Origin of the sequence: Streptomyces sp. IBSBF 2435 (genome assembly GCF_036815005.1) — a bacterium.
Taxonomy (GTDB): Bacteria; Actinomycetota; Actinomycetes; order Streptomycetales; family Streptomycetaceae; genus Actinacidiphila.
This window is the reverse complement of sequence record NZ_JAJSYW010000066.1, coordinates 1-24,015: the sequence shown is the minus strand read 5'-3', so window position 1 is coordinate 24,015 and position 24,015 is coordinate 1. Positions and strand designations below refer to the sequence as shown.

Sequence of the window (24,015 nt, the reverse complement as noted above, 5' to 3'; positions counted from 1 at the left end):
CGGTTACTGCCCGTGGCGGCGGAGGAACTCGTCCAGTGCGCGCTGCTGCACCTCGTCGGTGGCGGCGGTCAGTTCGATCTCGTCGTCGCCGAGCTTGAGCCGCACTGTGCCGGAGCGCCTACGGTTGAGCCAGTCCTGTACAAGGCCGACGAGCACCGGGAGCAGCGAGCCGCTGCTGCCGAGACCGATCAGCAGCGCGCCCAGTTCCAGAGCGCCCGTCCCGCGGGTGCCCGGCGGCGGGGCCTGCTGTGCCCGGTCGATGCTCGCCAGGTCGATCCCGCGCAGCTCCTCGATCAGGTACTGGAGCTGCTCCTCGGCATACTCCGGGTCGTCGTCCCCCGCGTCGAGCACGAGCCGGACCGGTATCTCCTCAGACGCCACGACCCTCTCCCCCGATCTCTCTCCGCAGGGGCAACTCTAGCGGCGCGCGGCGCATACAGGGACCTCATGGGAGACACCGGGTCCGTCAGAGGTTGCGCAGGCTGAAGTGCTGCACCTTGTTGTCGGTCCCCCGTGCAGGACGAGGGAGGCGGCTGCCCGCCGCAGCGTCGCAGGGCACCCGCAGGGTGCCGGGCCGGGCATCATGGGCCAGCAACCACCCGCACGCCACAAGGAGGGGCCGGATGAACCCAGGGCTGACCTTGAAGGAGCACCAAGACCTTGCCTTGGCCCTCTCCGGCGTTCGGAGAGAGCTGCAGCAGCGGAGTGCCCAGCTCGCCGCCGCTTACCCGCACGCGGGACCGGAGGCCGTACCGGAGCATCTGCTGATAGAGGCCCTGAGGATCCTGGAGTCCGTGCGATACGAACTCGACGCCATCGTGGGCCGCGAGCATCCGGATGACGACACGCGTGAGGTCTACTACCCGGGAGACGGGCAGGGGGCGACCTGGCGCCCAGCCAGGCAGTCGTAGCCCGCTTGACCGATCACGATCAGGTGGGGGTCGATCTTCATTCGGTCTCCACCAAACCCTGCTGGAGCACTGAATCGCCGGGCAAAACCCATGCGCAAAAGACTCAACGGCAGGAAGGGCGTATTTCCAAGCAGGACGAACGGAAGAAAAGGGTCCCTGACGGAGCGTGATGCTCGGCGCTGAGGACAAATGCGGACGCTGCGCATCCGTTCAAGCAGCTTCAAGTCACGGCACCCGACGGCAGGCGGGCGACGGGATGCACGCTCAGGCTCGCTCTCCGGCGCCAAGAGCCACGCACCAAGGCAGGGGTCGGCCGACTCGATCCAGCGCACGCTACGCCTGCGGGGCCGCCCCCCACCAAGCCGACCCCGCCTGACCTGCAAATTTGCGGATTAGTACCGTCCAGGCCGAAAAGCCCACTACACGTTGAAGCGGAACTCCACCACGTCGCCGTCCTGCATCACGTAGTCCTTGCCCTCCATGCGCGCTTTGCCCTTCGCGCGGGCTTCCGCGACGGAGCCGGTGGCGACCAGGTCGGCGAAGGAGATGACCTCGGCCTTGATGAAGCCCTTCTGGAAGTCGGTGTGGATGACGCCGGCCGCCTCGGGGGCGGTGGCGCCGCGCTTGATGGTCCAGGCGCGGGATTCCTTGGGGCCGGCGGTGAGGTAGGTCTGGAGGCCGAGGGTTTCGAAGCCGACGCGGGCCAGGGTGGCCAGGCCGGGTTCCTGCTGGCCCACGGACTGGAGGAGTTCGAGGGCCTCGGCGTCGTCGAGTTCCGCCAGGTCGCATTCGAGCTTGGCGTTCAGGAAGATCGCCTCGGCGGGGGCGACCAGGGCGCGCTGCTCGTCCTTGAAGGCCTCGTCGGTCAGCTCGTCCTCGTCCACGTTGAAGACGTAGAGGAAGGGCTTGGTGGTGAGCAGGTGCAGCTCGTGCAGGAGGACGCCCTGCTCGGTGCTCTTGGTGATGCCGTGCGAGAAGAGCGTGTCGCCGGCGGCGAGGATCACCTGGGCGGCCTCGGTCGCGGCCAGGACGGCGGCCTTCTCCTTCTGGAGGCGGGCCTCCTTCGTCAGGCGCGGGATGGCCTTCTCGACGGACTGGAGGTCGGCCAGGATCAGCTCGGTGTTGATGGTCTCGATGTCGTCCTTGGGCGAGACCTTGCCGTCGACGTGGACGACGTTCTCGTCCTTGAAGGCCCGGATGACCTGGCAGATCGCGTCGGACTCGCGGATGTTCGCGAGGAACTTGTTGCCCAGGCCCTCGCCCTCGGAGGCGCCGCGGACGATGCCGGCGATGTCGACGAAGTCGACCGTGGCGGGCAGCACACGGGCCGAGCCGAAGATCGCGGCGAGCGTGTCGAGCCGGGCGTCGGGGACGCCCACGACACCGACGTTGGGCTCGATCGTGGCGAACGGGTAGTTGGCCGCGAGCACGTCGTTCTTGGTCAGGGCGTTGAAGAGCGTCGACTTGCCGACATTCGGCAGACCGACGATTCCGATGGTGAGCGACACGTGGCGACTTCCCGTAGCTTCCCGTAACGAGGCCGGCGTCCGCAGCCCGGATGCCGGCCGCCAGTCTACGGGGCCGGGGCACGGCACCCCGCCCGCGCTCGAACACGGGCGCCCAGCCGGGCGAATGTCCGGGTACGCTGCGTGGTTTCCCGGGGCGCGGCGCCTACGTTGGGTAGGTGGACCAACACAGTGCGCGTCGGGGCGGCACCGGCGGCGCCCCGCCCCCGGCACCCGGCGGGGAGGCCGCCGCGGGGGTCTGCGGTGCTCCGCCGGCCGTACCGGCCAAGCCCGCGCGCCCGCTCGCCGCGCTGGTCCGCCGGCTGCGTGCCGTACAGCGGCCCAGGCCGCGGCTGACCGGGCTCGGCACCGGGCTGCTGACCACCGTGGTCACCGTGCTGGCCGGCACCGTCGACGCGCTGCTCTTCGGCGGCCCCGGCGTCTTCTTCGGCCTCGCCTTCGTCGCGGTGAGCGCGACCGCGGCGGTCTGCGTACGCCCGTACGACCTGGTGGCGGCCCCGGTGTCGGCGCCGATCGCCTTCGCCGTCGGGATCGGGCTGACCGCCGACGGCGGGGACGGCGGCCTGGTCGGGCATCTGCTCGGCCTGTTCACCGGTCTGGCGCTGATGACCGGCTGGCTCTACGCCGGTACGGTGCTGGCCGCGCTGATCGTCGCGGTCAGAGCTTTGCGGCTGCCATCGCGGCGCCGACGATCCCGGCGTTGTTCTGCAGCTCCGCGGGAACGATCTCGGCGCTGAGCCCGTGGCCGTGCAGCAGCGGCAGGAACTTCTCGGACTTGCGGCTGACTCCGCCGCCCAGCACGAACAGGTCGGGCGAGAACAGCATCTCGACGTGCGCCAGGTACTTGCGCAGCCGGTGCGCCCAGTGCTCCCAGCTCAGGTCCTCGTCCTCGCGGGCCTTGACCGACGCGCGCTTCTCCGCGTCGTGGCCGTGCAGCTCCAGGTGGCCCAGTTCGGTGTTCGGCAGCAGGCGGCCGTCCACGAAGACGGCGCTGCCGATGCCGGTGCCCAGCGTCAGCACGATGACGGTGCCGCCGCGCCCGCGCCCGGCCCCGAAGGTCATCTCGGCGACGCCCGCCGCGTCCGCGTCGTTGAGCACCACCACGGGCAGGCCGAGGCGGTCGCTGATCGCCTTGCGCGCGTCCAGGCCGACCCAGCCGGCGTCCACGTTGGCCGCGGTCCTGGTCACGCCGTCCATCACGACGCCGGGGAAGGTGACCCCGAGCGGCCCGGACCAGCCGAAGTGGGTGACGACGTCGTGGACGCCCTCGATCACCGCTTCCGGAGTGGCCGGGCGCGGCGTCAGCACTTTGTACCGCTCGTCCGACAGGTCGCCCTTGTCGAGGTCGACAGGGGCGCCCTTGATTCCCGTACCGCCGATGTCCACACCGAACACGTCCATGACCTCCAGGCTAGAGGCGGGCCGAGGACCTCACCTCCGGTAGCTCCCCCCATGGGAGGCGCGCGGAAAACAACTCACCTCTTGGCGGATTCCCCGGCGGCGGCCTCCGCACGCAGATCCCGGCGCAGTTCCTTGGGCAGCGAGAACTGGATGGACTCCGTCGCCGAGGTGACGATCTGGACATCCGCGAAACCGCGTACCGCCAGCCACTCCAGCACCTGGTCCACGAGGATCTCCGGCACCGAGGCGCCCGAGGTGACGCCGACCGTGCCGACGCCCTCCAGCCAGCCGTCCTCGCACTCGTCGGCGAAGTCCACCAGATACGCCGCCTCGGCACCGGACTGCTTGGCGACCTCGACCAGCCGGATGGCGTTGGAGGAGTTGCGGGAGCCGACCACGATGACCAGTTCGGCGTCCGCGGAGATCTGCTTGACGGCGACCTGGCGGTTCTGGGTGGCGTAGCAGATGTCGTCGCTGGGCGGCGAGAGCAGGTTCGGGAAGCGCTCCTTGAGCGCGTCGACCGTCTCCATCGTCTCGTCCACCGACAGGGTGGTCTGGGACAGCCAGACGACCTTGGACTCGTCGCGTACGGTCAGCTCGGCGACGTCCTTGGGGCCGTCGACCAGATGGGTTCGCTCGGGCGCCTCGCCCATCGTGCCGATGACCTCCTCGTGGCCCTCGTGGCCGATGAGCAGGATGTCGTAGTCCTCGTTGGCGAACCGGACGGCTTCCTTGTGGACCTTGGTCACCAGCGGGCAGGTCGCGTCGATCGAGGCCAGCTTGCGGCGGCCGGCCTCCTCGTGGACGACCGGGGCGACGCCGTGCGCGGAGAAGATGACGATGGCGCCCTCGGGCACCTCCGCCGTCTCGTCGACGAAGACGGCGCCCTTCCGCTCCAGGGTCTGCACGACGTATTTGTTGTGGACGATCTCCTTGCGGACATAGACCGGGGCGCCGTACTGCTCCAGCGCCTTCTCGACGGTGATCACCGCACGGTCCACGCCCGCGCAGTATCCGCGGGGGGCGGCGAGCAGGACGCGGCGGCTGGCTTCGGTCGTCATGCGGTCCATCGTACGGGGGGCCGCGGCGGGCACGGGTGCGGCCGCGCACCGGCCCCGGTGAGCTTCGGCGGTGTTCCCCCGCCGCCAGTACGCCGACGGGTGCGGTACGTGCCCCGGTCGGCGTACACGGTCGGCGTTCCCCGGGGTGACGTCCCCGACCGCGGCGGCCCGCTCCGGCGGCCCCCGGGGTGTGTCGGAGGGCGGGGCTAGAGTCGGGGGATGGCTCTCAGCACCTCGGCGGACACGCCGATCCCGGTCGGCGAGGTGTCCCGGCTGATCGGCGGATGGATCGACCGGCTCGGCGCGGTGTGGGTCGAGGGGCAGATCACCCAGCTGTCCCGGCGGCCCGGCGCGGGCGTGGTCTTCCTGACGCTGCGCGACCCGTCGCACGACATCTCGCTGAGCGTCACGTGCTTCCGCGCGGTCTTCGACCAGGTCGCGGATGTGGTCGGCGAGGGAGCGCGGGTGGTGCTGCACGCGAAGCCGGAGTGGTACGGGCCGCGCGGCACCCTGTCGCTGCGCGCGGTGGAGATCCGCCCGGTCGGAGTGGGCGAACTGCTGGTGCGGCTCGAGCGGCTGAAGAAGCAGCTGGCCGGCGAGGGGCTGTTCGCGCTGGACCGCAAGCGCCCGCTGCCCTTCCTGCCCCAGCTGATCGGCCTGGTCACCGGGCGCGCCTCGGCGGCCGAGCGGGACGTACGGGAAAACGCCCGGCTGCGCTGGCCGGCGGTGCGCTTCGAGATCCGCAACGTCCCGGTGCAGGGCGCGCACGCGGTGCCGCAGGTCATCGAGGCGGTGCGCGAGCTGGACGCGCACCCCGAGGTCGATGTGATCATCGTGGCCCGGGGCGGCGGCAGCGTCGAGGACCTGCTGCCGTTCTCCGACGAGCAGCTGGTGCGTACGGTCGCGGACTGCGCCACACCGGTGGTCTCGGCCATCGGGCACGAGCCGGACTCGCCGCTGCTCGACCTGGTCGCGGACCTGCGCGCGTCCACACCGACCGACGCCGCCAAGCGCGTGGTGCCCGATGTGCGCGAGGAGCTGGCCAGGGTACGGCTGGTCAGCGACCGGGCGCTGCGGGTGATCCGCGGGCTGCTGGACCGGGAGGAGCGCGGCCTCGAAGCGGCGCTGAGCCGGCCCTCGATGGCGGCGCCGCACCGGATGATCGACGAGCGGGCGGCGGAGGTGGCCGACCGCCTCGACCGGGGCCGCCGCTCACTGCGCCACGCCCTGGACCGGGCGGACGCCGACCTGTCGCACACGCTGGCCCGGGTGGTGGCGCTGTCCCCGGCGGCCACGCTGCGGCGCGGCTATGCGGTGCTCCAGCGGGCGGACGGCGCCGCGGTGCGCGACCGGGCCGACGTCGCCGAGGGCGAGGAGCTGCGGGCGCGGGTGGCGGCGGGCGGCTTCACGGTACGGGTGGCGGGCGGCGGGGACGGCGCGGAAGCGTGAGCGGGGCTGCCAGCGCCAGCGGAAGCCGGGCTGTCGGCGGCCGCCCCTAGGCTGGCTCCATGGCAGCAGACCAGGACACCACCACCGCCGCGCTGGGTTACGAGCAGGCCCGCGACGAGCTGATCGACGTCGTGCGCCGGCTGGAGGCGGGCGGCGCCACGCTGGAGGAGTCGCTCGCGCTGTGGGAGCGGGGCGAGGAGTTGGCGAAGGTGTGCCGGCACTGGCTGGAGGGCGCCCGCAAGCGGTTGAACGCGGCGCTTGCGGCGGAAGAGGAAGCCGGGGACGCCGAGGGCGAGGGCGCGGAGGGGTAGCGCGTCGGCCGGCGGCGGCAGGAGCTGCCCGGGGGCGTAAAAGACCAGGTCACGGACGCGTGAGTGTGACCGGGGTCACAGTTGAAACCGGAATGGTTGAGCTTTCATGCAGGTTGGATCGGGTGTTCCCGAGCGCGGGAGACCGCGCACCGCTCCGACCGACCCCCCAGAGGTAATCCATGACGCTCGTACTCGACCCCGCCGCCCAGGACCTTCTCTTCCGCGAGGCCCGCACCGCGAACACCTTCACCGCGGACCCGGTCACCGATGAGCAGATCCAGGCGATCTACGACCTGGTCAAGTACGCCCCCACCGCTTTCAACCAGCAGCCGCTGCGGGTGGTCCTGGTCCGCTCCGCCGAGGGCCGCGAGCGCCTGGTGCAGCACATGGCCGGGGGCAACCAGCCGAAGACCTCAACCGCCCCGCTGGTGGCGATCCTGGCCGCGGACAACGAGTTCCACGAGGAACTGCCCGCCCAGTTCCCGGCCTTCCCGCAGGCCAAGGACGCGTTCTTCTCCGAGCGTCCGGTGCGCGAGAAGTCGGCCGCCTTCAACGCCTCGCTCCAGGTCGGCTACTTCATCATCGGCGTGCGCGCGGCGGGCCTCGCGGCCGGCCCGATGACCGGCTTCGACGCCGACGGCATCAACAAGGAGTTCTTCGCGGACGGCGAGCACTCGGTGCTGGCCGTGGTCAACATCGGCAAGCCGGGCGAGGACGCCTGGTTCCCGCGCAACCCGCGGCTGTCCTACGACGAGGTCATCACGACCGTCTGAGTCGGGACCGCCCGCGGCCCGCGGGCACCTACCGGCCGCCGCGCTCCCGCAGCGCGGCGGCCATCTGCGTGAGCTGGCCGTCGGGACCGGTGCCGAGCACGATCGTGGTCACGCCCTGCTCCTTGCGCACCAGCGCGTTGTACCGCTTGCCCGCCCAGCGCTCCCAGACCAGGCCGCCGGCGGTGACCGTCCGCGTGCCGTCGCGGTGCGCGTCGAGGGTGACCTCGCCGATGAAGGCGTCCGGGTCGCCGTTGCTCTGCTCGACGGCCACGTACTGCTGCTCGGGGTCCACGAAGCCGACGTGCCAGACGACCTTGTGCGGGTCGGCGGAGTTGTACGTGACCGAGGTGGCGCGCCACCGGGCGCTCAGGCCCTCGGGCCCTGCGACCTCGAAGGGCGCGTCCCGCCTGGCCTGCCCCAGCTCCACCGAGTAGCTGATCGGCTTGACCGGGTCGGCCTTGGAGTCGTGCGGGATGAACACGTAGATGACGGCGACGACGACGCCGAGAACCGCCAAGGACAGGATCAGGTCCCTGACCGTCTTGTTGCCACGCTTGTCTGCTGCCACGCCCCTATCGTCCCCCATGCCCCGCCGTGCCCCGACCGAGGGTCCCCGACCGCCCGTACGCGGCGCCGGTCCGCTCACGTGGCGGGCGGCGGTCCGGTCGTACGCCCGACGGCGGTCCGCTCATGTGACAGGCATCCTGCTCATATTCGCGGGAACCCGATAAGGTCGCAGCACCCTCATATCCGGCCGTCCTCGTACAGAAAGGTGCGTTGCGATGACCGAACAGAATCTGCCCCCCGCGCTCGAAGTGAGCCCCGAGGCACCCGACCGCAACCTCGCCCTGGAGTTGGTCCGGGTGACCGAGGCCGCCGCGATGGCCGCCGCGCGGTGGGTCGGCCGCGGCGACAAGAACGGTGCGGACGGCGCCGCCGTCAAGGCGATGCGGACCCTGGTGCACACCGTGTCGATGAACGGCGTCGTGGTGATCGGCGAAGGCGAGAAGGACGAAGCGCCGATGCTCTTCAACGGCGAGCGGATCGGCGACGGCACCGGTGCGGAGTGCGATGTCGCCGTGGACCCGGTGGACGGCACGACGCTGACCGCCAAGGGCATGCCGAACGCCGTCTCGGTGCTCGCGGTGGCCGACCGCGGCACGATGTTCGACCCGTCGGCGGTCTTCTACATGGACAAGCTGGTCGCCGGCCCCGAAGCCGCTGAATACGTCGACATCACCGCCCCGCCGTCGGTCAACGTCCGCCGGGTGGCCAAGGCCAAGGGCAGCGCGCCGGAGGACGTCACGGTCGTGGTGCTCGACCGGCCGCGGCACGACGGCATCGTCCGGGAGATCCGGGAGACCGGCGCCCGGATCAAGTTCATCGCGGACGGCGACGTGGCCGGCGCGATCATGGCCGTACGCGAAGGGACCGGCGTCGACCTGCTGCTCGGCATCGGCGGTACGCCCGAAGGAATCATCGCGGCCTGCGCCATCACCTGCTTGGGCGGCACGATCCAGGGCAGGCTGTGGCCGAAGGACGACGCGGAGAAGCAGCGGGCACTGGACGCCGGACACGACCTGGACCGGGTGCTGGAGACCAAGGACCTGGTCAGCGGCGACAACGTGTTCTTCGTGGCGACCGGCGTCACCGACGGCGAACTGCTGCGCGGGGTGCGCTACCGGCGCGAGACGGCGACGACCTCGTCACTGGTGATGCGGTCCAAGTCCGGCACCATCCGGCAGATCGACTCCGAGCACCGGCTGTCCAAGCTGCGGGCGTACAGCGCGGTCAACTTCGACCGGGCGCACTGACCTCGCCCGCGGCCGACGGCGGCGGTCCGCCGCACCCGCGTCCCCACAGCACCGTGCCACCGCACCTCCTGCCCGGACCGGGCCGCTCCCGGGCGCACCGCCACCCGGGCAGGATGTGCGCCGCCGTGGTCAGCCCGCCACGGCTATCTGAGCGGCGGGGCGCTGGAGTTCGACCTCGCGGCGGCGTCTGCGGGCCAGCACGACCCGGCGCTCGGCGGCGGTCATGCCGCCCCACACCCCGTACGGCTCCGGTTGGAGCAGCGCGTGTTCGCGGCATTCGAGCATCACCGGGCAGCGGGCGCAGACCCGCTTGGCGGCCTCCTCACGGGCCAGCCGGGCCGCGGTGGGCTCCTTCGACGGGGCGAAGAACAGCCCCGCCTCGTCGCTGCGGCATGCCGCCTCCGAGTGCCAGGGCCCGCCCAAGTCGCGTGGATGACCTGGTGGAGTGGCTGGGTCCATGACGGGCTCGATCGGTTGAAGCACGGGAAACTCCTGACGACGGCTCGTGGTGTGCCACGCTGGCCCGCGCCGACTGCTCCCCGTGCGCAGCGTGCGGCGGCGGCAGCGCGGCGGCGTGTCCAGTTCCCCTACCCGCTGTGCGCGACTTCATGCGCACCGTGTTCACGTCCGGTCACACACCGATACCCCCGCTGACCTGCAGTTGGCGTGAACACGCAACATTCGTGGCGCACACACGCCACACGAATTAACCCCTGCCACGGCCTTCCCAACTGCCCCAGGGGGGTTGCACGGGTGGGCACGCACCGCCCCGAACCCGGCGGCGGGGCGGTCGCGTTGGGCGCCGGCGTGCGCCGGGTCGGGCGCTCCGGCCACCCGCCCGCGGGGTGGGCCGGGCGCCGGGCGGCGTCAGTTGCCGAGGTGCTTGCGGGTCCAGTCCTTGACCTTCTTGCCGCGCTTGGCCTTCGCCTCCACGCCGCCCCAGAAGGCGAACCCGTCCACCCGGACCACGGGGGCGCCGGGGTCCGTGGACTCGTAGGCCTTGATGTCGGAGCCGCCCATGATGCCGATCACACCGCCGCCGCGCAGTGTCACGTTCTCCGGCAGTTTGATGGTGACCCCGCCCATCACGGCGGTGCAGTGGATGACCAGTTCCGGCGCGGTGAAGGTGGCCTCGGACAGGTCGATCTCGACGCCGCCCAGGATCGCGACCGCGGTGATCTTGTGCCCGACGCGCCAGCGGCCCTTGCGCTCGGCGCCGCCGAGGATGCCGACCAGGTGGGGGTTCTCGCCGCTGCCGTCGCCCGCGTGGCCGCGGTAGGCGGGGGCGGGCGCCGGGGACGCCGTACGCCCCACCGGCAGGTCGCGCACCAGGGGCTGCAACTCACCGAGCGTCTTGGCCGCGTAGACCCGGTCGAGGCGCTCGGAGTGCTCGGCAGAGTCCAGCCGGCCCTCGGCCAGCGCCTCACGCAGGATGTCGGCGATCCGGTCCCGGTCGGCGTCCGAGGCGCGCAGGTCCGCCTCCGCGGCGGGCTCGGAGGCGCCGGGCTCGGAGGTGGCGGGCGCAGCGGCGGACGGGGCCGCGACGGGCGTCTCCGGGCGCCGCACGGGCTCTACGGGCTGCTGCGCGGGCTTTTGGAGCTGCGATTCATCCACCGGCCCACCGTACACAGACGCGATAGATCGCGACTACCCCGAAAGCGGCCGGAGCTGACCCCTATCCGACCCTTAGGGGTCGGGCCGTCCGGGGCGCCAGGACACCAGGGTCGGCCGGGCGGTGAGCGCTACCTCACAGCCCTACGGCGGCCCGCGCGCTCGTATGCTGGACGGGCTTCAGCGACGACGCAGCCGAGTGAGGAATGCCCCTTATGCCCGAGTTCGAATATACGGATCTGCTCCCTCTCGGCGAGGACACCACCGCCTACCGCCTGATCACGGCGGAAGGGGTCGGCACCTTCGAGGCCGGGGGGCGCACCTTCCTCACCGTCGAGCCGGAGGCGCTGCGCCTGCTCGCCGCCGAGGCGATGCACGACATCTCGCACTATCTGCGCCCGACCCACCTCGCCCAGCTGCGCCGCATCCTGGACGACCCGCAGGCCAGCCCCAACGACCGCTTCGTGGCGCTCGACCTGCTCAAGAACGCCAACATCGCCGCGGCCGGCGTGCTGCCGATGTGCCAGGACACCGGCACCGCCATCGTCATGGGCAAGCGCGGCCAGCAGGTGCTGACCTCGGGCGGCGACGAGGAAGCGCTCTCCCGCGGCATCTACGACGCCTACACCAAGCTCAACCTGCGGTACTCGCAGATGGCGCCGCTGACCATGTGGGACGAGAAGAACACCGGCTCCAACCTGCCGGCCCAGATCGAGCTGTACGCCACCGACGGCGGCGCGTACAAATTCCTCTTCATGGCCAAGGGCGGCGGCAGCGCCAACAAGTCCTTCCTCTACCAGGAGACCAAGGCCGTACTGAACGAGGCCTCCATGATGAAGTTCCTTGAGGCGAAGATCCGTTCGCTCGGTACGGCCGCGTGCCCGCCGTACCACCTGGCGATCGTGGTCGGCGGCACCAGCGCCGAATTCGCCCTCAAGACGGCCAAGTACGCCTCCGCGCACTATTTGGACGAACTGCCCGCCGAGGGCTCGGCGTCCGGACACGGCTTCCGGGACAAGGAGTTGGAGCAGAAGGTCTTCGAGCTGACCCAGACCATCGGGATCGGGGCGCAGTTCGGCGGCAAATACTTCTGCCACGACGTCCGGGTCGTGCGGCTCCCCCGGCACGGCGCGTCCTGCCCGGTGGCCATTGCCGTGTCCTGCTCGGCCGACCGGCAGGCGCTCGCGAAGATCACCGCGGAGGGCGTCTTCCTCGAACAGCTGGAGACCGACCCGGCGCGCTTCCTGCCGGAGACCACCGACGAGCACCTGGACGAGGACGTCGTCCGTATCGACCTCAACCGCCCGATGGCCGAGATCCGGGCCGAGTTGACCAAATACCCGGTCAAGACCCGGCTGTCGCTGTCCGGCCCGCTGGTCGTCGCCCGCGACATCGCGCACGCGAAGATCAAGGAGCGGCTGGACGCGGGCGAGGAGATGCCGCAGTACCTGCGCGACCACGCCGTCTACTACGCGGGACCCGCCAAGACCCCCGAGGGCTACGCCTCCGGCTCGTTCGGCCCGACCACGGCCGGCCGGATGGACGCCTACGTCGAGCAGTTCCAGGCGGCGGGCGGCTCGTTCGTGATGCTCGCCAAGGGCAACAGGTCCCAGCAGGTCACCGACGCGTGCGCCACCCACGGCGGCTTCTACCTCGGCTCGATCGGCGGCCCCGCGGCCCGGCTCGCCCAGGACTGCATCAAGAAGGTCGACGTCCTCGAATACGCGGAACTGGGCATGGAAGCGGTGTGGAAGATCGAGGTCGAGGACTTCCCGGCGTTCGTCGTCGTGGACGACAAGGGCAACGACTTCTTCACCGACCCGACCCCGTCGCCGACCTTCACCTCGATCCCCGTCAGGGCGCCGGGACTGAGCTGACCCCCCGGCGACAGCAACGGGGAGCCCGCTGACCGTGGTTGAGGGCGTCCGGAACGCCGGGCGCCCTCAACCACGGCCACCCCACCCGGAACCGTCAGTGAGCCATTTCCCTCATCGGTCTGAGCTGGCCAGATGCAGGGCGAGGACGGCTTGGACGAGGCTGTGATCCGGGTGGTGGAGCATCGGAGTTTGCGCAGGAGGCGCCAGTTCTTGAGGGTCGCCATGGCCTGCTCGAGGAGTGCGCGGACCTTCGCGTGGGACCGGTTCACCGCCTGCTGACCGGCGGAGGGGGAATCCCATCGCCCCCAGCAGGGGATGCGGACGGTTCCGCCGGCGCCTCGGTAGCCCTTGTCGGCCCAGCAGGGGATGTCCGCCTGGGCGAGGGCGTCGATGATGCCGTGTTCGCGGACTGCGCGTACGTCGTGGACGGCGCCGGGCAGGGCCGGTGAGGCCCACAGCAGTCGGCCGAGCGGATCGGTGAGGACCTGCACGTTCATGCCGTGCCTCTTGTGCTTCCCCGAGCAGAAGGGCCGGTCCGCGGCGATGCGGTCGATGGGCAGGAGCGTGCCGTCAAGGAGGACGAACGCCTTCATCGAAGCGGTGCGGACGGCATCGGCCAGGGCGGGTGCGAGGGCTGCCAGGAGGTCCACGGCCTCGGTGACGTAGCGGTATGCCGTCGTGGTCCCGATGCCGAACCCGGCGGCGAGCTGGGCGTACGGGTGGCCGTTACGGAGGTGGACGAGAGTGAGCAGGGCCTGGCGGCCGGCGCTCAGGCGCCGTGCGGCCATTTCCTCAGCTCATCGGCCTTTATGCGGATGCGCGATCAGCGCGCCCGACGACGTCACGTCCGCGCGTACTTGAACGGCCAGGATTGGCCCGCGGACGGAGTTGTCACCAGCACGGAGCTGTCCCCGGAAGCGGTCGGGGACTGGCAGGTGATGTTCGCCATCGGCGTCCAGGTCCCCGACGCCTTCCCCTGGGCCGAGACATACGGGGACGGCTCCTACACACTCTGGCTCCGCGATACGGACGTCACGTCGTGGGCGACAGTGGACTACGCGGAGGGCCGCGCTGAGTCCGAGGTCGTACAGGCCGGGCCACGGAGGTTGTGGGAAGAAGTCGAGACCGCCTATCGGTGGTGGGAAGCTCAGGGCCAACCGAGCTTCGACCGGTTCGGCCTGACAGTGACGGCGAAGTCGGACGGCGGCCCCCGGGGCGGGTCTGGGGGATTCGGGGCGTCAGGTCCGGTGGCGGGCGCCCGAATGGGGGCGTAAGGGGTAGCCGCGGCGGCCGAGTTGCGCCGGAGGGACCTCGGCCGGTATCCACAGCGGTGACGCTGGGGGAAGGTGGTGCCATGGCCGGGCTGATGAGCGCCTGGAAGCGGTCCGCGGCCGGGCGGTTGTGGAAGCAGGCCACACACATCGAACTGATGCACCGTTCGATGGGTTTCGCGGCCCTGGGTTTCGTGACGCTGATGCCGCTGCTCGTGGTGGTCGCGGCGGCCACGCCGTGGGAGCACAGACCCGGGTTCGCGCAATGGGTCGTGGACGGCATGGGGCTGGACGCGGACGGCTCGCACAGCGTGCGGACCCTCTTCGCCGCGCCCAGGACCGTGCTGAGCGCCACCAGCGCCTGGAGCCTGGCCTCGCTCGCCTACTTCGGGCTGACCTTCGTGGCGAGCGTCGAGACCGGCTACCGCAAGATCTGGGACCTGCCGTCGGGGCCCTGGCACCGGGACTGGCGGCGGGCGGTGTGGCTCGCGGTGCTGACGGCGTATCTGTTCAGCGAGTCGCAGAGCGCCGCCGCCATGGGCAGCGGCCCGCTGCGCGGCATCGCCAGGATCACCCTCACCTTCGGGCTCGGGGTGGCCTTCTTCGCCTGGGGCCAGCGCTTCCTGCTCGGCGGCAAGATCGATGTGCGCACCGCGCTGCCGGGAGCGGTCTTCACCATGCTCGGGCTGGCCGGGCTGCGGGTCTTCTCGCAGCTCTTCTTCGCGCAGCTGATGGTCAGCAACGGCGACGCGTACGGGCCGGTCGGCACCGTCCTGACGGTGGTGACCTGGCTGGTCGGCGTCGGCTTCGTGGTCTTCGGCGGCGCCCTGCTCGGCCGGCACCTGCGCGATGTGCGGATCCTGCGCAGAGGCGCCGAGATCCCCCGGCCGCGCCGCCAGGAGGGCTGGTACGAGGAGCCCGAGGAGGCCACCCCCGGAGTGCGGTGGCGCTCCGACGGCGCCGGCGGCGCGATCGACTGACCCGGCACCCCTGCCGCTTCCTTCACAAACCTCCCACAGGCCCACGACACCGCAGGCCAGCGCGACGCGCGGCGGCGGTGTGCGGGGTTTGTCCCCGCCCCGGCGGTTCATCAATCGTTGACATGTGCTTATTGGGAGCGGAACATTCCGTGCTCGGGAGAGCGCTCTCCCGAACTGACGGAGCCGTCACGGCACCCACCGTCGCGACGCGCCGTCAGACCCCCCATGTGGCAACACCGAGCAGGAGGTCTCCATGGCACGGCGGACCAGAAGGATCCCGGGGCTGCTGATCGCCCTGTCACTCGCCGCAACCGGACTGGGCATCGGCGGTGTCGCGCTCACCGCGAACGCGGCGGCGAGCACACCGACCATCGCCGCCGCCAAGCCGGCCCAGCAGCCCGTCAACGCGATGGCGGAGATGCCGGGTATGGCGGTGTCGAACCAGACGTCGGGCGACGACCCGGACGGCGACGGCTACATCATGGCCAACCCGCCGGTGACCGGCGTGACGCCCTCGACGTACGACCCGCCGCACGCGTACTTCCACGAATTCCAGGCCAAGTGCTCACCGGACCACACCGCCCCGGACGACCCGATCGTCTACCCGGGCCAGCCCGGCAAGTCCCACGACCACACCTTCATGGGCAACACCAGCACGAACGCCAACTCCACCACCGCCTCGCTGGAGGCGGCCGGCGGCACGGCGTGCCTGGCGCCGGGCGACAAGTCGGCGTACTGGATGCCCTCGCTCTTCAAGGGCGACCAGAAGATCCTGCCGGTCGGACCGCAGACGATCTACTACAAGTCGTCCGTGAACGACTACACCTCGGTGCGGCCCTTCCCCAAGGGGCTGCGGTTCGTGGTCGGCAGCCCGGTGCAGACCCAGGACGAGTTCAAGAACCTCAAGGGAACCGTCGAGGGCTGGGAGTGCGGTCAGAGCTACCACAACTGGAACTTCCCCGCGAGCTGCCCGACCACCCCTGACACGCAGCTGAACATCCGTCTCCAGGCGCCCAGCTGCTGGGACGGCATCCACCTGGACACCCCCGACCACAAGAGCCACATGGCCTACCCGATCGCGACGGGCGCGAACATCAACGCGTGCCCGGCCGACCACCCGGTCGCGCTGCCGATGATCGAGTTCAAGATGGCCTGGCCCGTCAACGGCGACATGTCGCAGATACGCCTGGCCAGCGGCGCGGGCTTCTCCTTCCACTACGACTTCTTCGCCGACTGGGACACCGCCACCCAGTCCGCCATGGTCACGCACTGCATCAACGGCGGCCTCCAGTGCGACCCCCACGGCTACGACCAGTCCCAGCCGGCCAAGGGCGCCGTCCTCGACAGCAACTACCAGCTCATCCACTGACCCGCCCGGAGCGCTCTCCCGGGCGGGTTCTCTCAGACCCCCCGGGAGAGCGCTCTCCAAAGTCTTGACCTGTGCGTTCCCGTCGATCGGGCGGGCGGCGCGCAGGTCAGCCGCGCTGAGCGGCCCCGTGCACCGTCCCGTTCGCCGCCGCGGCGCCGGCCACGGCCTCCAGATCCGCCGGGTTCGCGGTGAATTCGGCGTCCCAGTCGACCGGCCGGTCCAGGTGCGCGGTCGGCGCGGCATGTCCGGGCAGCGCGCCGCCCGCGCCGCCCGCGCGGGTCGAGGCCGCCGGGCCCGAACCGGCCCCGTTCGCCACCCTCCCGCACCGGGTACGGTGGCCTCCCGCCTCACCGGGATACCGGGCCGCCCAGGCACCGCGCCATGCCGCGTCCGGCGACACCGGGGGCACCTTCACCGGCATCGCGGTGCGGCTCGCCGTCGCCGCGGCGTCCGGCGCGGTGGCCACCTGGCGCGTCACGCGCGGCTGGGTCCGCCCGCGACGGTATGACCGGCCGTCCGGTTGCCAGCTCCGGAGTTCGGTCCCCGGACGCTGGCGTGGCCGTCCGCCAGGCCGTACGACGCGTCGGGCGGCGCTCCCGACCGCGGCCTGCGGCGTCCGTTGTCAGTTCCGCAGGTCGGGTCCGGGCCGCCGGCGCGGCCCGGCCGGGCGACGCTCAGGGTGCCGCTGCCCGCCGGCGGCCTCCGGCGTCCTCTGTCGGGCCGGGGGCGGCCGGGGCGCGCCGCGCCCTGGTGCCGCTGCCCGCCGCTCACCCGGGGGCTTCCGCCGGCCCTGACGGCGGCACCGGCCCCGGGTGAGCGGGCGAGCGGTCGGCGGGGACCCGGGTGCCGGCGGGTGGGTCATACGCGGCCGTACCACACGCTGCGGGTCCAGATGTGCTCCAGGCGGACCCGCGCGCCGGTCTTCGGGGCGTGCCAGATCCTGCCGCTGCCAGCGTAGATCCCGACGTGGTAGACCGAGGAGCTGGACGAGCCGGCGTGGAAGAACACCAGGTCGCCCACGCGCCGGGCGGACGCCGAGATGTGGGTGGTGCTGCCGTACTGCGCCGCGGCGGTGCGCGGCAGCTTCCTGCCGGCCTGCTTGAACGAGTACAGCGTCAGGCCCGAGCAGTCGAAGCGGCTCGGGCCGGTGGCGCCCCACTGGTAGGGCGAGCCCTTCTTCGAGGCCGCCACGCCGAGCGCCTTCGCGGCCAGCGTGGCGGCTCCCGCCTGCTGTGCGGCGCCGGGCAGCAGCGTCGGTACGGCGACGGCCGCGGCGGTCAGAACGGACGCGGCCCCGATCCGGGACAGCCGCACGGACAGTCCGTTAGGCGCGGTCATGCGCAACCCTTCGTCGTCAGCCTGCGAAGGATGACCTGTCGGGTTCGAGCAGGCGAAGATGCCCGGCCGCATACAGCGGCTTCACCCCAAGGGGCCGCCCTCATATGCTCAGGGCCGGTCCCGTCGTGCCTGGGTCCTCCGCTCCCGCCGCTGCGCTCGTGTCGACCTGGCATCCGCACGCCGGCAGGATTCGGCTTCCGTGCGGACCGCCCCGCCACGGCGGCGGGGGCTTGTCGTCACCACGGATCGTGACGCACACCGCACGCCGCCACCGGCCGGGAAACGCCCGATGTGAGTCTCCTCACAGTGCCGCCGTCCGGGTGGCGGCGCTGGGCCTCCCGGGTGGAAGCCGATTTCGCCGGGCCGTGTGACCTGCGCGCTTGCCGGCCGGTGGCAAACGGGCGCGCAACCGCACCACCTTTCCGCGCCGACTCGCCGATCCGCCAAAGGGCTGAGCCGAGGTTCGGCCGACCGGGGTCGGCCGCGCCGCTGAGTCACGGTCGCTGCCCACCGCCCGACCATCCGGTCCGCCTCCGGGCAACCCTCGCCCCGAGCCGGGTCCGCCCGGCCGGCTCAGTCCGCCGGCGGACCCGGCTCGGGCCGCACCGCGACGAGCGAGGACCGGCGCTCCCCGTCCAGCACCCGCAGCGCCCGCCCCAGCGTGGCGTGGTGCAGGTCCGTCTCGCCGCGCATATGCATCACCGTCAGCGCTTCCCGCAGCGCCATCGCCCGGCCGACCAGCGCCTGGGCGGCCCGCAGCGCCGCGTAGGTGTCGGTGCTGCGCGACGGGTTGATCCGGCCGAGCAGGTCAACGACCTCCAGATAGCTGTCGATCAGCTCGCCCTCGGATCGGGTCAGCGCCGGCAGCGGCGGCAGTTCCGGCACCACCGGGCCTCACCGCAGGCCGTAGGAGGGGCCGTTGGACTTGCGGCTGCTGGTCGTCCGGTCCACCAGGCCGTAGGCCACGGCGGACTCGGCGTCGAAGACCTTGTCCCGCTCGATGTCGGTACGGATCCGGTCGATGTCCTGGCCGGTGTGCCGCGCCAGCAGCGTCTCCAGCTGCTCGCGGACGCGCAGCAGTTCGTCGGCCTGGATCTCCAGGTCCGAGATGTCGCCCTGCACCACGTCGCCCAGAGACGGCTGGTGGACCAGGATCCGCGCCCCCGGGGTGATCATGCGCTTGCCCGGCGCGCCGGCCGCCAGCAGCACCGCGGCGGCCGACGCCGCCTGCCCGATGCAGACCGTGGCGACGTCGCAGGTGACGAACTGCATCGTGTCGTAGATCGCGGTCATCGCGGAGAAGGAACCGCCGGGCGAGTTGACGTACAGGTGGATGTCCTGGTCGGGGGAAGCGCTCTCCAGGTGGATGAGCTGGGCCATCACGTCATTGGCCGAGGTGTCGTCGATCTGGGTGCCCAGGAAGACGATCCGCTCCTGGAGCAGCTTGGAGTAGGGGTCCATGGTGCGCACGCCGCTACTGCTGCGCTCGGTGAACTCCGGCAGCACGTAGCGGACGGTGGGTCGGAACACGGCAAGCACCTCCTTGTTCAAAATGTACAGGACGTACATCTCGTTATGATGGGGAGCATGACCTACGACGTCCCGGTGACACAAGCGCGTGCGCAGCTCGCCGACCTCATCAACCGCGTGGTCTACGGCGGTGAGCAGGTGGTGCTGACCCGGCACGGCAAGCCGCTCGTCGCCCTGGTGTCCGCCGCTGACCTGCAACGACTGCGTGAACTCGACGAGCGGCCGGAGGAGCAGGTGATCAGTACGGTCTCCGCCGTCGGCTCCCGGCCGTCCGCCACGGGCGAACGCGGCAGGTTCGGCATCGCCGCCGAGCACCGCGGCCCCGCCGCCGGCGACCGACGCCCGTAACAGCCGTTAACGCGACCGAAACGCCGCCGAACTAATCTCGCGGACCTGGCCTGAGACTGTGAGGTGCGGCTGTGCGGTTGACCCCCCATGAGCAGGAACGCCTGCTCATCCATGTCGCGGCCGATGTGGCCGAGCGGCGGCGCGCCCGCGGGCTGCGGCTGAACCACCCCGAGGCCGTCGCGCTGATCACCGCCCACATCCTGGAGGGCGCCCGTGACGGACGCAGCGTCGCCGAACTCATGGAGTCCGGCCGCGGCGTCCTGACCCGCGACGACGTCATGGACGGCATCCCCGAGATGATCCACGACGTCCAGGTCGAGGCGACCTTTCCCGACGGCACCAAGCTCGTCACCGTCCATGAGCCGATCGTCTGAGGGGGCGGCATGATTCCCGGAGAAATCGTCCACGCCGACACACCGGTCGTACTCAACAGCGGCGCTCCGGTGACCCGGCTCGCGGTGCTCAACACCGCCGACCGCCCGGTGCAGGTCGGCTCCCACTACCACTTCGCCGAGGCCAACCCCGGGCTGAGCTTCGACCGCGCCGCCGCCCGCGGCCTGCGGCTGAACATCGCCGCGGGCACCGCCGTCCGCTTCGAGCCCGGCATCCCCGCCGAGGTCGAGCTGGTGCCGATCGCCGGCGCCCGGGTGGTCGCGGGCCTGCGCGCCGAGACCGCGGGAGCACTCGATGGCTGAGCTGAGCCGGCCGGTCTACGCCGACCTCTACGGCCCCACCACCGGCGACCGGATCCGGCTGGCCGACACCGACCTGCTGATCGAGGTCGAACGCGACCTCGCCGGCGGCCCGGGACTGGCCGGCGACGAAGCCGTATTCGGCGGCGGCAAGGTCATCCGCGAGTCCATGGGCCAGAGCCGCGCCACCCGCGCCGAGGGCGCGCCCGACACGGTGGTCACCGGGGCGGTGGTCCTCGACCACTGGGGTGTCGTCAAGGCCGACGTCGGCCTGCGCGACGGCCGGATCACCGCGCTGGGCAAGGCAGGCAACCCCGAAACCATGGACGGCGTCCACCCGGACCTGGTCATCGGCCCGGAGACCGAGATCATCGCGGGCAACGGGAAGATCCTCACCGCCGGCACCATCGACGCCCATGTGCACTTCATCTCGCCGACCCTGATGAACGAGGCCCTGGCGTCCGGCGTGACCACCGTGCTCGGTGGCGGCACGGGTCCCGCCGAGGGCACCAAGGCGACCACCGTGACCCCCGGCGGCTGGCACCTGGCGCGGATGTTCGCGGCCCTTGAGGCGTACCCGGTCAACGTCGGGCTGCTCGGCAAGGGCAACACCGTCAACCCGGCGTCGCTGCACGCCCAGTTGCGGGCCGGGGCGCTCGGCTTCAAGATCCACGAGGACTGGGGCGCGACCCCCGCCGCGATCGACGCGTGCCTGGGGGTGTGCGAGCAGACCGGGGCGCAACTCGCCCTGCACACCGACACCTTGAACGAGGCCGGATTCGTCGAGGACACCCTCGCCGCCATCGCGGGCCGCGGTGTGCACGCCTACCACACCGAAGGCGCGGGCGGCGGGCACGCGCCCGACATCATCAGCGTCGTCTCGCACCCCAACGTGCTGCCGTCGTCCACCAACCCGACCCGGCCGCACACCGTCAACACCGTCGAGGAGCACCTCGACATGCTGATGGTCTGCCACCACCTCAACCCGGCGGTGCCGGAGGACCTCGCCTTCGCCGAGTCCCGTATCCGCCCGTCCACCATCGCCGCGGAGGACGTCCTGCACGACCTCGGCGCGATCAGCATCATCAGCTCCGACTCGCAGGCCATGGGCCGGATCGGAGAGGTCGCGCTGCGCACCTGGCAGACCGCGCACGTGATGAAGCGCCGCCGCGGCGCGCTGCCCGGCGACGGCGCCGCCGACAACCACCGGGCGCGGCGCTACATCGCGAAATACACCATCAACCCGGCGGTCGCCCAGGGCCTCGACCACGAGATCGGCTCGGTGGAAGCGGGCAAGCTCGCCGATCTCGTGCTGTGGGAACCGGCGTTCTTCGGCGTCAAGCCGCAACTGGTCATCAAGGCGGGGCAGATCGCCTACGCCCAGATGGGCGACGCCAACGCGTCCATCCCCACCCCGCAGCCCGTGCTGCCCCGGCCGATGTTCGGCGGTGTCGGCGCCGCACCCGCGGGCAACTCCGTCAACTTCGTCACCCGGGCGGCCCTCGACGACGGCCTGCCGGAACGCCTGGGCCTGGGCAAGCAGTTCACCGCCGCCGGCGACACCCGGCGGATCACCAAGGCCGACATGCGCGAGAACACGGCGCTGCCGGAGGTCAGGGTCGACCCCGACACCTTCACCGTACGCATCGACGGCGAGGTCGTGGAGCCGGCGCCGGTCGCCGAACTGCCCATGGCCCAGCGGTACTTCCTCTTCTGAGGCCGACGATGACCGACGACGACGGCACCGCCCGGGACGCGGCCTCCGGCACCGGTGCGCTCGCGGCGCTGCTGCTGCTGTCCGACGGGCGCTTCCCGGCCGGCGGGCACGCGCACTCCGGCGGCGCCGAGGCGGCGGTCGCCGACGGGCGGGTCCGTGACGCGGCAGGACTCGCGGACTTCTGCCGCGGGCGGCTGCACACCGCAGGACTGGTCGCCGCCGCACTGGCCGCGGCGGCGACCGCTGGGCTCGACCCGCTCGCGCTCGACGACGCCGCGGACGCCCGGACGCCCTCGGCCGCCCTGCGCTCGGTCTCCCGGCGGCTCGGCCGCCAGCTCGTCCGGGCGGCCCGCGCCACCTGGCCGTCTGCCGAACTCGACCGGCTCGCCGCGGCCCGCCCGCGCGGCGCCCACCAGCCGGTCGTCCTCGGCCTGACCGCGCGGGCGGCAGGACTGCGCCCGCTGGACGCCGCCTATGCGGCCGCCTACGAATCCGCCGCCGGCCCCGCCACCGCGGCGGTCCGGCTGCTCAGCCTCGACCCCTTCCACGCCGCCGCCGTCCTGGCCCGGCTCGCCCCGCAGATCGACACCACCGCGCGCGCCGCCGCCGACGCCGCCGCCCGCGCCCGCACCCACGGCCTCACCGCCCTGCCCGCCGCCTCCGCCCCGCTGCTCGACATCAGCGCGGAGGACCACGCGGCCTGGCCGGTCCGGCTGTTCGCCTCATGACCAACGGAGCCCAGCATGCACCGTGACCACGCCGAGGTCTTCCCCGAGCGCTACGCGCACTCCTCCTCCGCCGTACGCCCCGACGGCCGCCGCCGGGCCCTGCGGATCGGACTCGGCGGCCCCGTCGGCTCCGGCAAGACCGCCACCGTCGCGGCACTGTGCCGGGTCCTGCGCGACCGGCTCGCCATCGGGGTGGTCACCAACGACATCTACACCCGTGAGGACGCCGAATTCCTGCTGCGCAGCGCCGTGCTGCCGCCCGAGCGGATCATCGGCGTCGAGACCGGTGCCTGCCCGCACACCGCGATCCGCGACGACATCTCGGCGAACCTGGAAGCCGTCGAGGACCTGGAGGAAGCCGTCGGGCCGCTCGATCTGGTGCTCGTCGAATCCGGCGGCGACAACCTCACCGCGACCTTCTCCAAAGGCCTGGTCGACGCGCAGATCTTCGTGATCGACGTGGCGGGCGGCGACGACATCCCCCGCAAGGGCGGCCCCGGGGTCACCACCGCCGACCTTCTGGTCGTCAACAAGACCGACCTCGCACCGTACGTCGGCGCCGACCTGGACCGGATGGCCCGCGACGCCGCCGCCCAACGCGGGCCGCTGCCCGTGGTGTTCACCTCCGTGACCCGCGGCGACGGGATCGCGCCGGTCGCCGCGTGGATCGGTGAGCGGCTGACGGCCTGGACCGCATGACCGTCACCGCCGCCGCCCGTATCCGGGCCGTCCGCGACGGCGCCCGCGGCACCGTACTGCCGCTGCTCGCAAGCGCCGGGCCGCTCGCCCTGCGCAGGACCCGCGCGCCCCGCGACGGCTGGGCCCGCGTCACCGTGGTCGGCGCGATGAGCGCGCCGCTCGGCGGCGACCGGCTGCGTATCGAGGTCGAGGTGGCCGCGGGCGGCCGGCTCACCGTCGACTCGGCTGCCGCGACCGTCTCGCTGCCCGACCGCGAGGGCCGCCCGGCCTTCTACGACGTCCTGCTGACCGTCGGCGAGGACGCGGAACTGCACTGGCTGCCCGAGCCGGTGATCGCCGCGCGGGGCAGCGACCTGCGGATGACCACGCGGGTGCGGCTCGCCGCCGGTGCGCGGCTGCTGCTGCGGGAGGAACTCGTCCTCGGCCGGCACGCCGAGCCGTCCGGGCACCTCACGACCCGGCTCACCGTCGACCACGACGGGCGTACGCTGCTCGACCAGTCCCTCGCCGCCGGCTCCGGCGCCGCGCCCGGCTGGGACGGCCCCGCCGTCCTCGGCCCGCACCGCACGATCAGCCAGTTCCTCCTCGTCCCGCCGCCGGGCCCTGCCC

The 24,015-nt window shown here is 71.9% G+C and carries 27 protein-coding genes, 1 pseudogene and 1 riboswitch; of the genes and pseudogenes, 16 read left to right on the top strand and 12 right to left on the bottom strand.

What is annotated here, in order from left to right:
• Positions 1 to 3 precede the first annotated feature (3 nt).
• Positions 4 to 381 carry an effector-associated constant component EACC1 gene (locus V7E46_RS15375; protein WP_333768935.1) on the bottom strand — a complete coding sequence of 126 codons (378 nt, stop codon included), beginning with the start codon at positions 379 to 381 and terminating at the stop codon, positions 4 to 6.
• A gap of 242 nt (positions 382 to 623) precedes the next feature.
• Here V7E46_RS15375 and V7E46_RS15370 point away from each other — a divergent pair, with 242 nt between their 5' ends.
• Complete coding sequence (locus V7E46_RS15370; protein WP_333768934.1) at positions 624 to 911, top strand: hypothetical protein; 288 nt, start codon at positions 624 to 626, stop codon at positions 909 to 911.
• A 419-nt stretch (positions 912 to 1,330) separates the two neighbouring features.
• Here V7E46_RS15370 and ychF read toward each other — a convergent pair whose 3' ends face one another.
• Entirely contained in the window at positions 1,331 to 2,419 is a 1,089-nt protein-coding gene (ychF, locus tag V7E46_RS15365; protein ID WP_333768933.1) for a redox-regulated ATPase YchF, read from the bottom strand.
• Between the two features lie 176 nt (positions 2,420 to 2,595).
• Between ychF and V7E46_RS15360 the strand changes: the two genes are divergently transcribed.
• Positions 2,596 to 3,174 carry a DUF6542 domain-containing protein gene (locus V7E46_RS15360; RefSeq protein WP_333768932.1) on the top strand — a complete coding sequence of 193 codons (579 nt, stop codon included), beginning with the start codon at positions 2,596 to 2,598 and terminating at the stop codon, positions 3,172 to 3,174.
• Here V7E46_RS15360 and ppgK read toward each other — a convergent pair.
• Entirely contained in the window at positions 3,095 to 3,838 is a 744-nt protein-coding gene (ppgK, locus tag V7E46_RS15355; protein WP_329175165.1) for a polyphosphate--glucose phosphotransferase, read from the bottom strand. The two genes, V7E46_RS15360 and ppgK, sit on opposite strands and share 80 nt — an antisense overlap.
• A 74-nt stretch (positions 3,839 to 3,912) precedes the next feature.
• A complete protein-coding gene (locus V7E46_RS15350) occupies positions 3,913 to 4,908 on the bottom strand; it encodes a 4-hydroxy-3-methylbut-2-enyl diphosphate reductase (RefSeq protein WP_329175166.1) in 996 nt (331 codons plus the stop codon).
• Between the two features lie 210 nt (positions 4,909 to 5,118).
• On the opposite strand from V7E46_RS15350, the gene xseA reads away from it, so the two are divergent.
• The 3 genes from xseA (at position 5,119) to V7E46_RS15335 (ending at position 7,432) form a co-directional block, all read left to right on the top strand.
• The gene (xseA, locus tag V7E46_RS15345) at positions 5,119 to 6,348 is read left to right on the top strand and encodes an exodeoxyribonuclease VII large subunit (protein WP_333768931.1); all 1,230 of its coding nucleotides are present in this window, start codon (positions 5,119 to 5,121) and stop codon (positions 6,346 to 6,348) included.
• Positions 6,349 to 6,407: 59 nt separating this feature from the next.
• Positions 6,408 to 6,659, top strand: coding sequence for an exodeoxyribonuclease VII small subunit (locus V7E46_RS15340; protein WP_333768930.1), 252 nt, complete (start codon positions 6,408 to 6,410; stop codon positions 6,657 to 6,659).
• Between the two features lie 179 nt (positions 6,660 to 6,838).
• Positions 6,839 to 7,432 carry a malonic semialdehyde reductase gene (locus V7E46_RS15335; protein ID WP_329175171.1) on the top strand — a complete coding sequence of 198 codons (594 nt, stop codon included), beginning with the start codon at positions 6,839 to 6,841 and terminating at the stop codon, positions 7,430 to 7,432.
• Between the two features lie 28 nt (positions 7,433 to 7,460).
• Here the strand turns inward: V7E46_RS15335 and V7E46_RS15330 are convergent, their stop codons facing one another.
• On the bottom strand, positions 7,461 to 8,000 hold the full coding sequence (locus V7E46_RS15330) for a DUF4245 domain-containing protein (protein WP_333768929.1): 540 nt from the start codon (positions 7,998 to 8,000) through the stop codon (positions 7,461 to 7,463).
• Positions 8,001 to 8,214: 214 nt separating this feature from the next.
• On the opposite strand from V7E46_RS15330, the gene glpX reads away from it, so the two are divergent.
• Positions 8,215 to 9,246 (top strand): class II fructose-bisphosphatase, encoded by a 1,032-nt coding sequence (glpX, locus tag V7E46_RS15325; protein WP_329175175.1) that lies wholly within the window; start codon positions 8,215 to 8,217, stop codon positions 9,244 to 9,246.
• 129 nt (positions 9,247 to 9,375) lie between these two features.
• Here the strand turns inward: glpX and V7E46_RS15320 are convergent, their stop codons facing one another.
• Positions 9,376 to 9,705, bottom strand: coding sequence for a WhiB family transcriptional regulator (locus tag V7E46_RS15320; protein WP_329182386.1), 330 nt, complete (start codon positions 9,703 to 9,705; stop codon positions 9,376 to 9,378).
• 408 nt (positions 9,706 to 10,113) lie between these two features.
• On the bottom strand, positions 10,114 to 10,860 hold the full coding sequence (locus V7E46_RS15315) for a DUF1707 SHOCT-like domain-containing protein (RefSeq protein WP_333768928.1): 747 nt from the start codon (positions 10,858 to 10,860) through the stop codon (positions 10,114 to 10,116).
• A 212-nt stretch (positions 10,861 to 11,072) separates the two neighbouring features.
• Here V7E46_RS15315 and V7E46_RS15310 point away from each other — a divergent pair, with 212 nt between their 5' ends.
• Positions 11,073 to 12,734, top strand: coding sequence for a fumarate hydratase (locus V7E46_RS15310; protein WP_333768927.1), 1,662 nt, complete (start codon positions 11,073 to 11,075; stop codon positions 12,732 to 12,734).
• A 111-nt stretch (positions 12,735 to 12,845) separates the two neighbouring features.
• Here V7E46_RS15310 and V7E46_RS15305 read toward each other — a convergent pair.
• Positions 12,846 to 13,513, bottom strand: a pseudogene (locus V7E46_RS15305) (transposase family protein); the annotation flags it as partial.
• A 575-nt stretch (positions 13,514 to 14,088) separates the two neighbouring features.
• On the opposite strand from V7E46_RS15305, the gene V7E46_RS15300 reads away from it, so the two are divergent.
• Positions 14,089 to 14,985: a YhjD/YihY/BrkB family envelope integrity protein gene (locus tag V7E46_RS15300; protein WP_329175180.1), complete on the top strand. Its 897-nt coding sequence runs from the start codon at positions 14,089 to 14,091 to the stop codon at positions 14,983 to 14,985.
• Positions 14,986 to 15,238: 253 nt separating this feature from the next.
• On the top strand, positions 15,239 to 16,354 hold the full coding sequence (locus V7E46_RS15295) for a DUF1996 domain-containing protein (protein ID WP_333768926.1): 1,116 nt from the start codon (positions 15,239 to 15,241) through the stop codon (positions 16,352 to 16,354).
• Positions 16,355 to 16,460: 106 nt separating this feature from the next.
• Here the strand turns inward: V7E46_RS15295 and V7E46_RS15290 are convergent, their stop codons facing one another.
• From V7E46_RS15290 to V7E46_RS15275, 4 genes are all read right to left on the bottom strand, one after another.
• Positions 16,461 to 16,832, bottom strand: coding sequence for a hypothetical protein (locus V7E46_RS15290; protein ID WP_333768925.1), 372 nt, complete (start codon positions 16,830 to 16,832; stop codon positions 16,461 to 16,463).
• 380 nt (positions 16,833 to 17,212) lie between these two features.
• Positions 17,213 to 17,692 (bottom strand): C40 family peptidase, encoded by a 480-nt coding sequence (locus V7E46_RS15285; protein WP_333768924.1) that lies wholly within the window; start codon positions 17,690 to 17,692, stop codon positions 17,213 to 17,215.
• A 3-nt stretch (positions 17,693 to 17,695) separates the two neighbouring features.
• Positions 17,696 to 17,893: riboswitch (cyclic di-AMP (ydaO/yuaA leader) on the bottom strand.
• Positions 17,894 to 18,265: 372 nt separating this feature from the next.
• Positions 18,266 to 18,580 (bottom strand): hypothetical protein, encoded by a 315-nt coding sequence (locus V7E46_RS15280; protein ID WP_329181805.1) that lies wholly within the window; start codon positions 18,578 to 18,580, stop codon positions 18,266 to 18,268.
• Between the two features lie 6 nt (positions 18,581 to 18,586).
• On the bottom strand, positions 18,587 to 19,222 hold the full coding sequence (locus V7E46_RS15275) for an ATP-dependent Clp protease proteolytic subunit (protein ID WP_333768923.1): 636 nt from the start codon (positions 19,220 to 19,222) through the stop codon (positions 18,587 to 18,589).
• 57 nt (positions 19,223 to 19,279) lie between these two features.
• Between V7E46_RS15275 and V7E46_RS15270 the strand changes: the two genes are divergently transcribed.
• The 7 genes from V7E46_RS15270 to V7E46_RS15240 form a co-directional block, all read left to right on the top strand.
• Positions 19,280 to 19,570 (top strand): type II toxin-antitoxin system Phd/YefM family antitoxin, encoded by a 291-nt coding sequence (locus tag V7E46_RS15270; protein ID WP_333768922.1) that lies wholly within the window; start codon positions 19,280 to 19,282, stop codon positions 19,568 to 19,570.
• Between the two features lie 71 nt (positions 19,571 to 19,641).
• A complete protein-coding gene (locus V7E46_RS15265; RefSeq protein WP_205048130.1) occupies positions 19,642 to 19,944 on the top strand; it encodes an urease subunit gamma in 303 nt (100 codons plus the stop codon).
• Between the two features lie 9 nt (positions 19,945 to 19,953).
• Positions 19,954 to 20,265: an urease subunit beta gene (locus tag V7E46_RS15260; RefSeq protein WP_333768921.1), complete on the top strand. Its 312-nt coding sequence runs from the start codon at positions 19,954 to 19,956 to the stop codon at positions 20,263 to 20,265.
• Positions 20,258 to 21,979, top strand: coding sequence for an urease subunit alpha (locus tag V7E46_RS15255; protein ID WP_333768920.1), 1,722 nt, complete (start codon positions 20,258 to 20,260; stop codon positions 21,977 to 21,979). The genes V7E46_RS15260 and V7E46_RS15255 overlap by 8 nt, the downstream gene beginning before the upstream one ends.
• An 8-nt stretch (positions 21,980 to 21,987) precedes the next feature.
• Complete coding sequence (locus tag V7E46_RS15250) at positions 21,988 to 22,707, top strand: urease accessory protein UreF (protein ID WP_329181816.1); 720 nt, start codon at positions 21,988 to 21,990, stop codon at positions 22,705 to 22,707.
• Positions 22,708 to 22,722: 15 nt separating this feature from the next.
• Positions 22,723 to 23,406: an urease accessory protein UreG gene (gene ureG, locus V7E46_RS15245; RefSeq protein ID WP_333768919.1), complete on the top strand. Its 684-nt coding sequence runs from the start codon at positions 22,723 to 22,725 to the stop codon at positions 23,404 to 23,406.
• A partial coding sequence (locus V7E46_RS15240; RefSeq protein WP_333768918.1) for an urease accessory protein UreD occupies positions 23,403 to 24,015 on the top strand: 613 nt, incomplete at its 3' end. The genes ureG and V7E46_RS15240, both read left to right, overlap by 4 nt.

Bases quoted from the DNA above. Each gene is read 5' to 3' on its own strand.
- V7E46_RS15370 (WP_333768934.1), top strand. From the start codon at position 624: ATGAACCCAGGGCTGACCTTGAAGGAGCACCAAGACCTTGCCTTGGCC.
- ppgK (WP_329175165.1), bottom strand. From the start codon at position 3,838: ATGGACGTGTTCGGTGTGGACATCGGCGGTACGGGAATCAAGGGCGCC.
- V7E46_RS15350 (WP_329175166.1), bottom strand. From the start codon at position 4,908: ATGGACCGCATGACGACCGAAGCCAGCCGCCGCGTCCTGCTCGCCGCC.
- xseA (WP_333768931.1), top strand. From the start codon at position 5,119: ATGGCTCTCAGCACCTCGGCGGACACGCCGATCCCGGTCGGCGAGGTG.
- V7E46_RS15340 (WP_333768930.1), top strand. From the start codon at position 6,408: ATGGCAGCAGACCAGGACACCACCACCGCCGCGCTGGGTTACGAGCAG.
- V7E46_RS15335 (WP_329175171.1), top strand. From the start codon at position 6,839: ATGACGCTCGTACTCGACCCCGCCGCCCAGGACCTTCTCTTCCGCGAG.
- glpX (WP_329175175.1), top strand. From the start codon at position 8,215: ATGACCGAACAGAATCTGCCCCCCGCGCTCGAAGTGAGCCCCGAGGCA.
- V7E46_RS15320 (WP_329182386.1), bottom strand. From the start codon at position 9,705: ATGGACCCAGCCACTCCACCAGGTCATCCACGCGACTTGGGCGGGCCC.
- V7E46_RS15310 (WP_333768927.1), top strand. From the start codon at position 11,073: ATGCCCGAGTTCGAATATACGGATCTGCTCCCTCTCGGCGAGGACACC.
- V7E46_RS15300 (WP_329175180.1), top strand. From the start codon at position 14,089: ATGGCCGGGCTGATGAGCGCCTGGAAGCGGTCCGCGGCCGGGCGGTTG.
- V7E46_RS15295 (WP_333768926.1), top strand. From the start codon at position 15,239: ATGGCACGGCGGACCAGAAGGATCCCGGGGCTGCTGATCGCCCTGTCA.
- V7E46_RS15285 (WP_333768924.1), bottom strand. From the start codon at position 17,692: ATGACCGCGCCTAACGGACTGTCCGTGCGGCTGTCCCGGATCGGGGCC.
- V7E46_RS15270 (WP_333768922.1), top strand. From the start codon at position 19,280: ATGACCTACGACGTCCCGGTGACACAAGCGCGTGCGCAGCTCGCCGAC.
- V7E46_RS15260 (WP_333768921.1), top strand. From the start codon at position 19,954: ATGATTCCCGGAGAAATCGTCCACGCCGACACACCGGTCGTACTCAAC.
- V7E46_RS15255 (WP_333768920.1), top strand. From the start codon at position 20,258: ATGGCTGAGCTGAGCCGGCCGGTCTACGCCGACCTCTACGGCCCCACC.
- V7E46_RS15250 (WP_329181816.1), top strand. From the start codon at position 21,988: ATGACCGACGACGACGGCACCGCCCGGGACGCGGCCTCCGGCACCGGT.
- ureG (WP_333768919.1), top strand. From the start codon at position 22,723: ATGCACCGTGACCACGCCGAGGTCTTCCCCGAGCGCTACGCGCACTCC.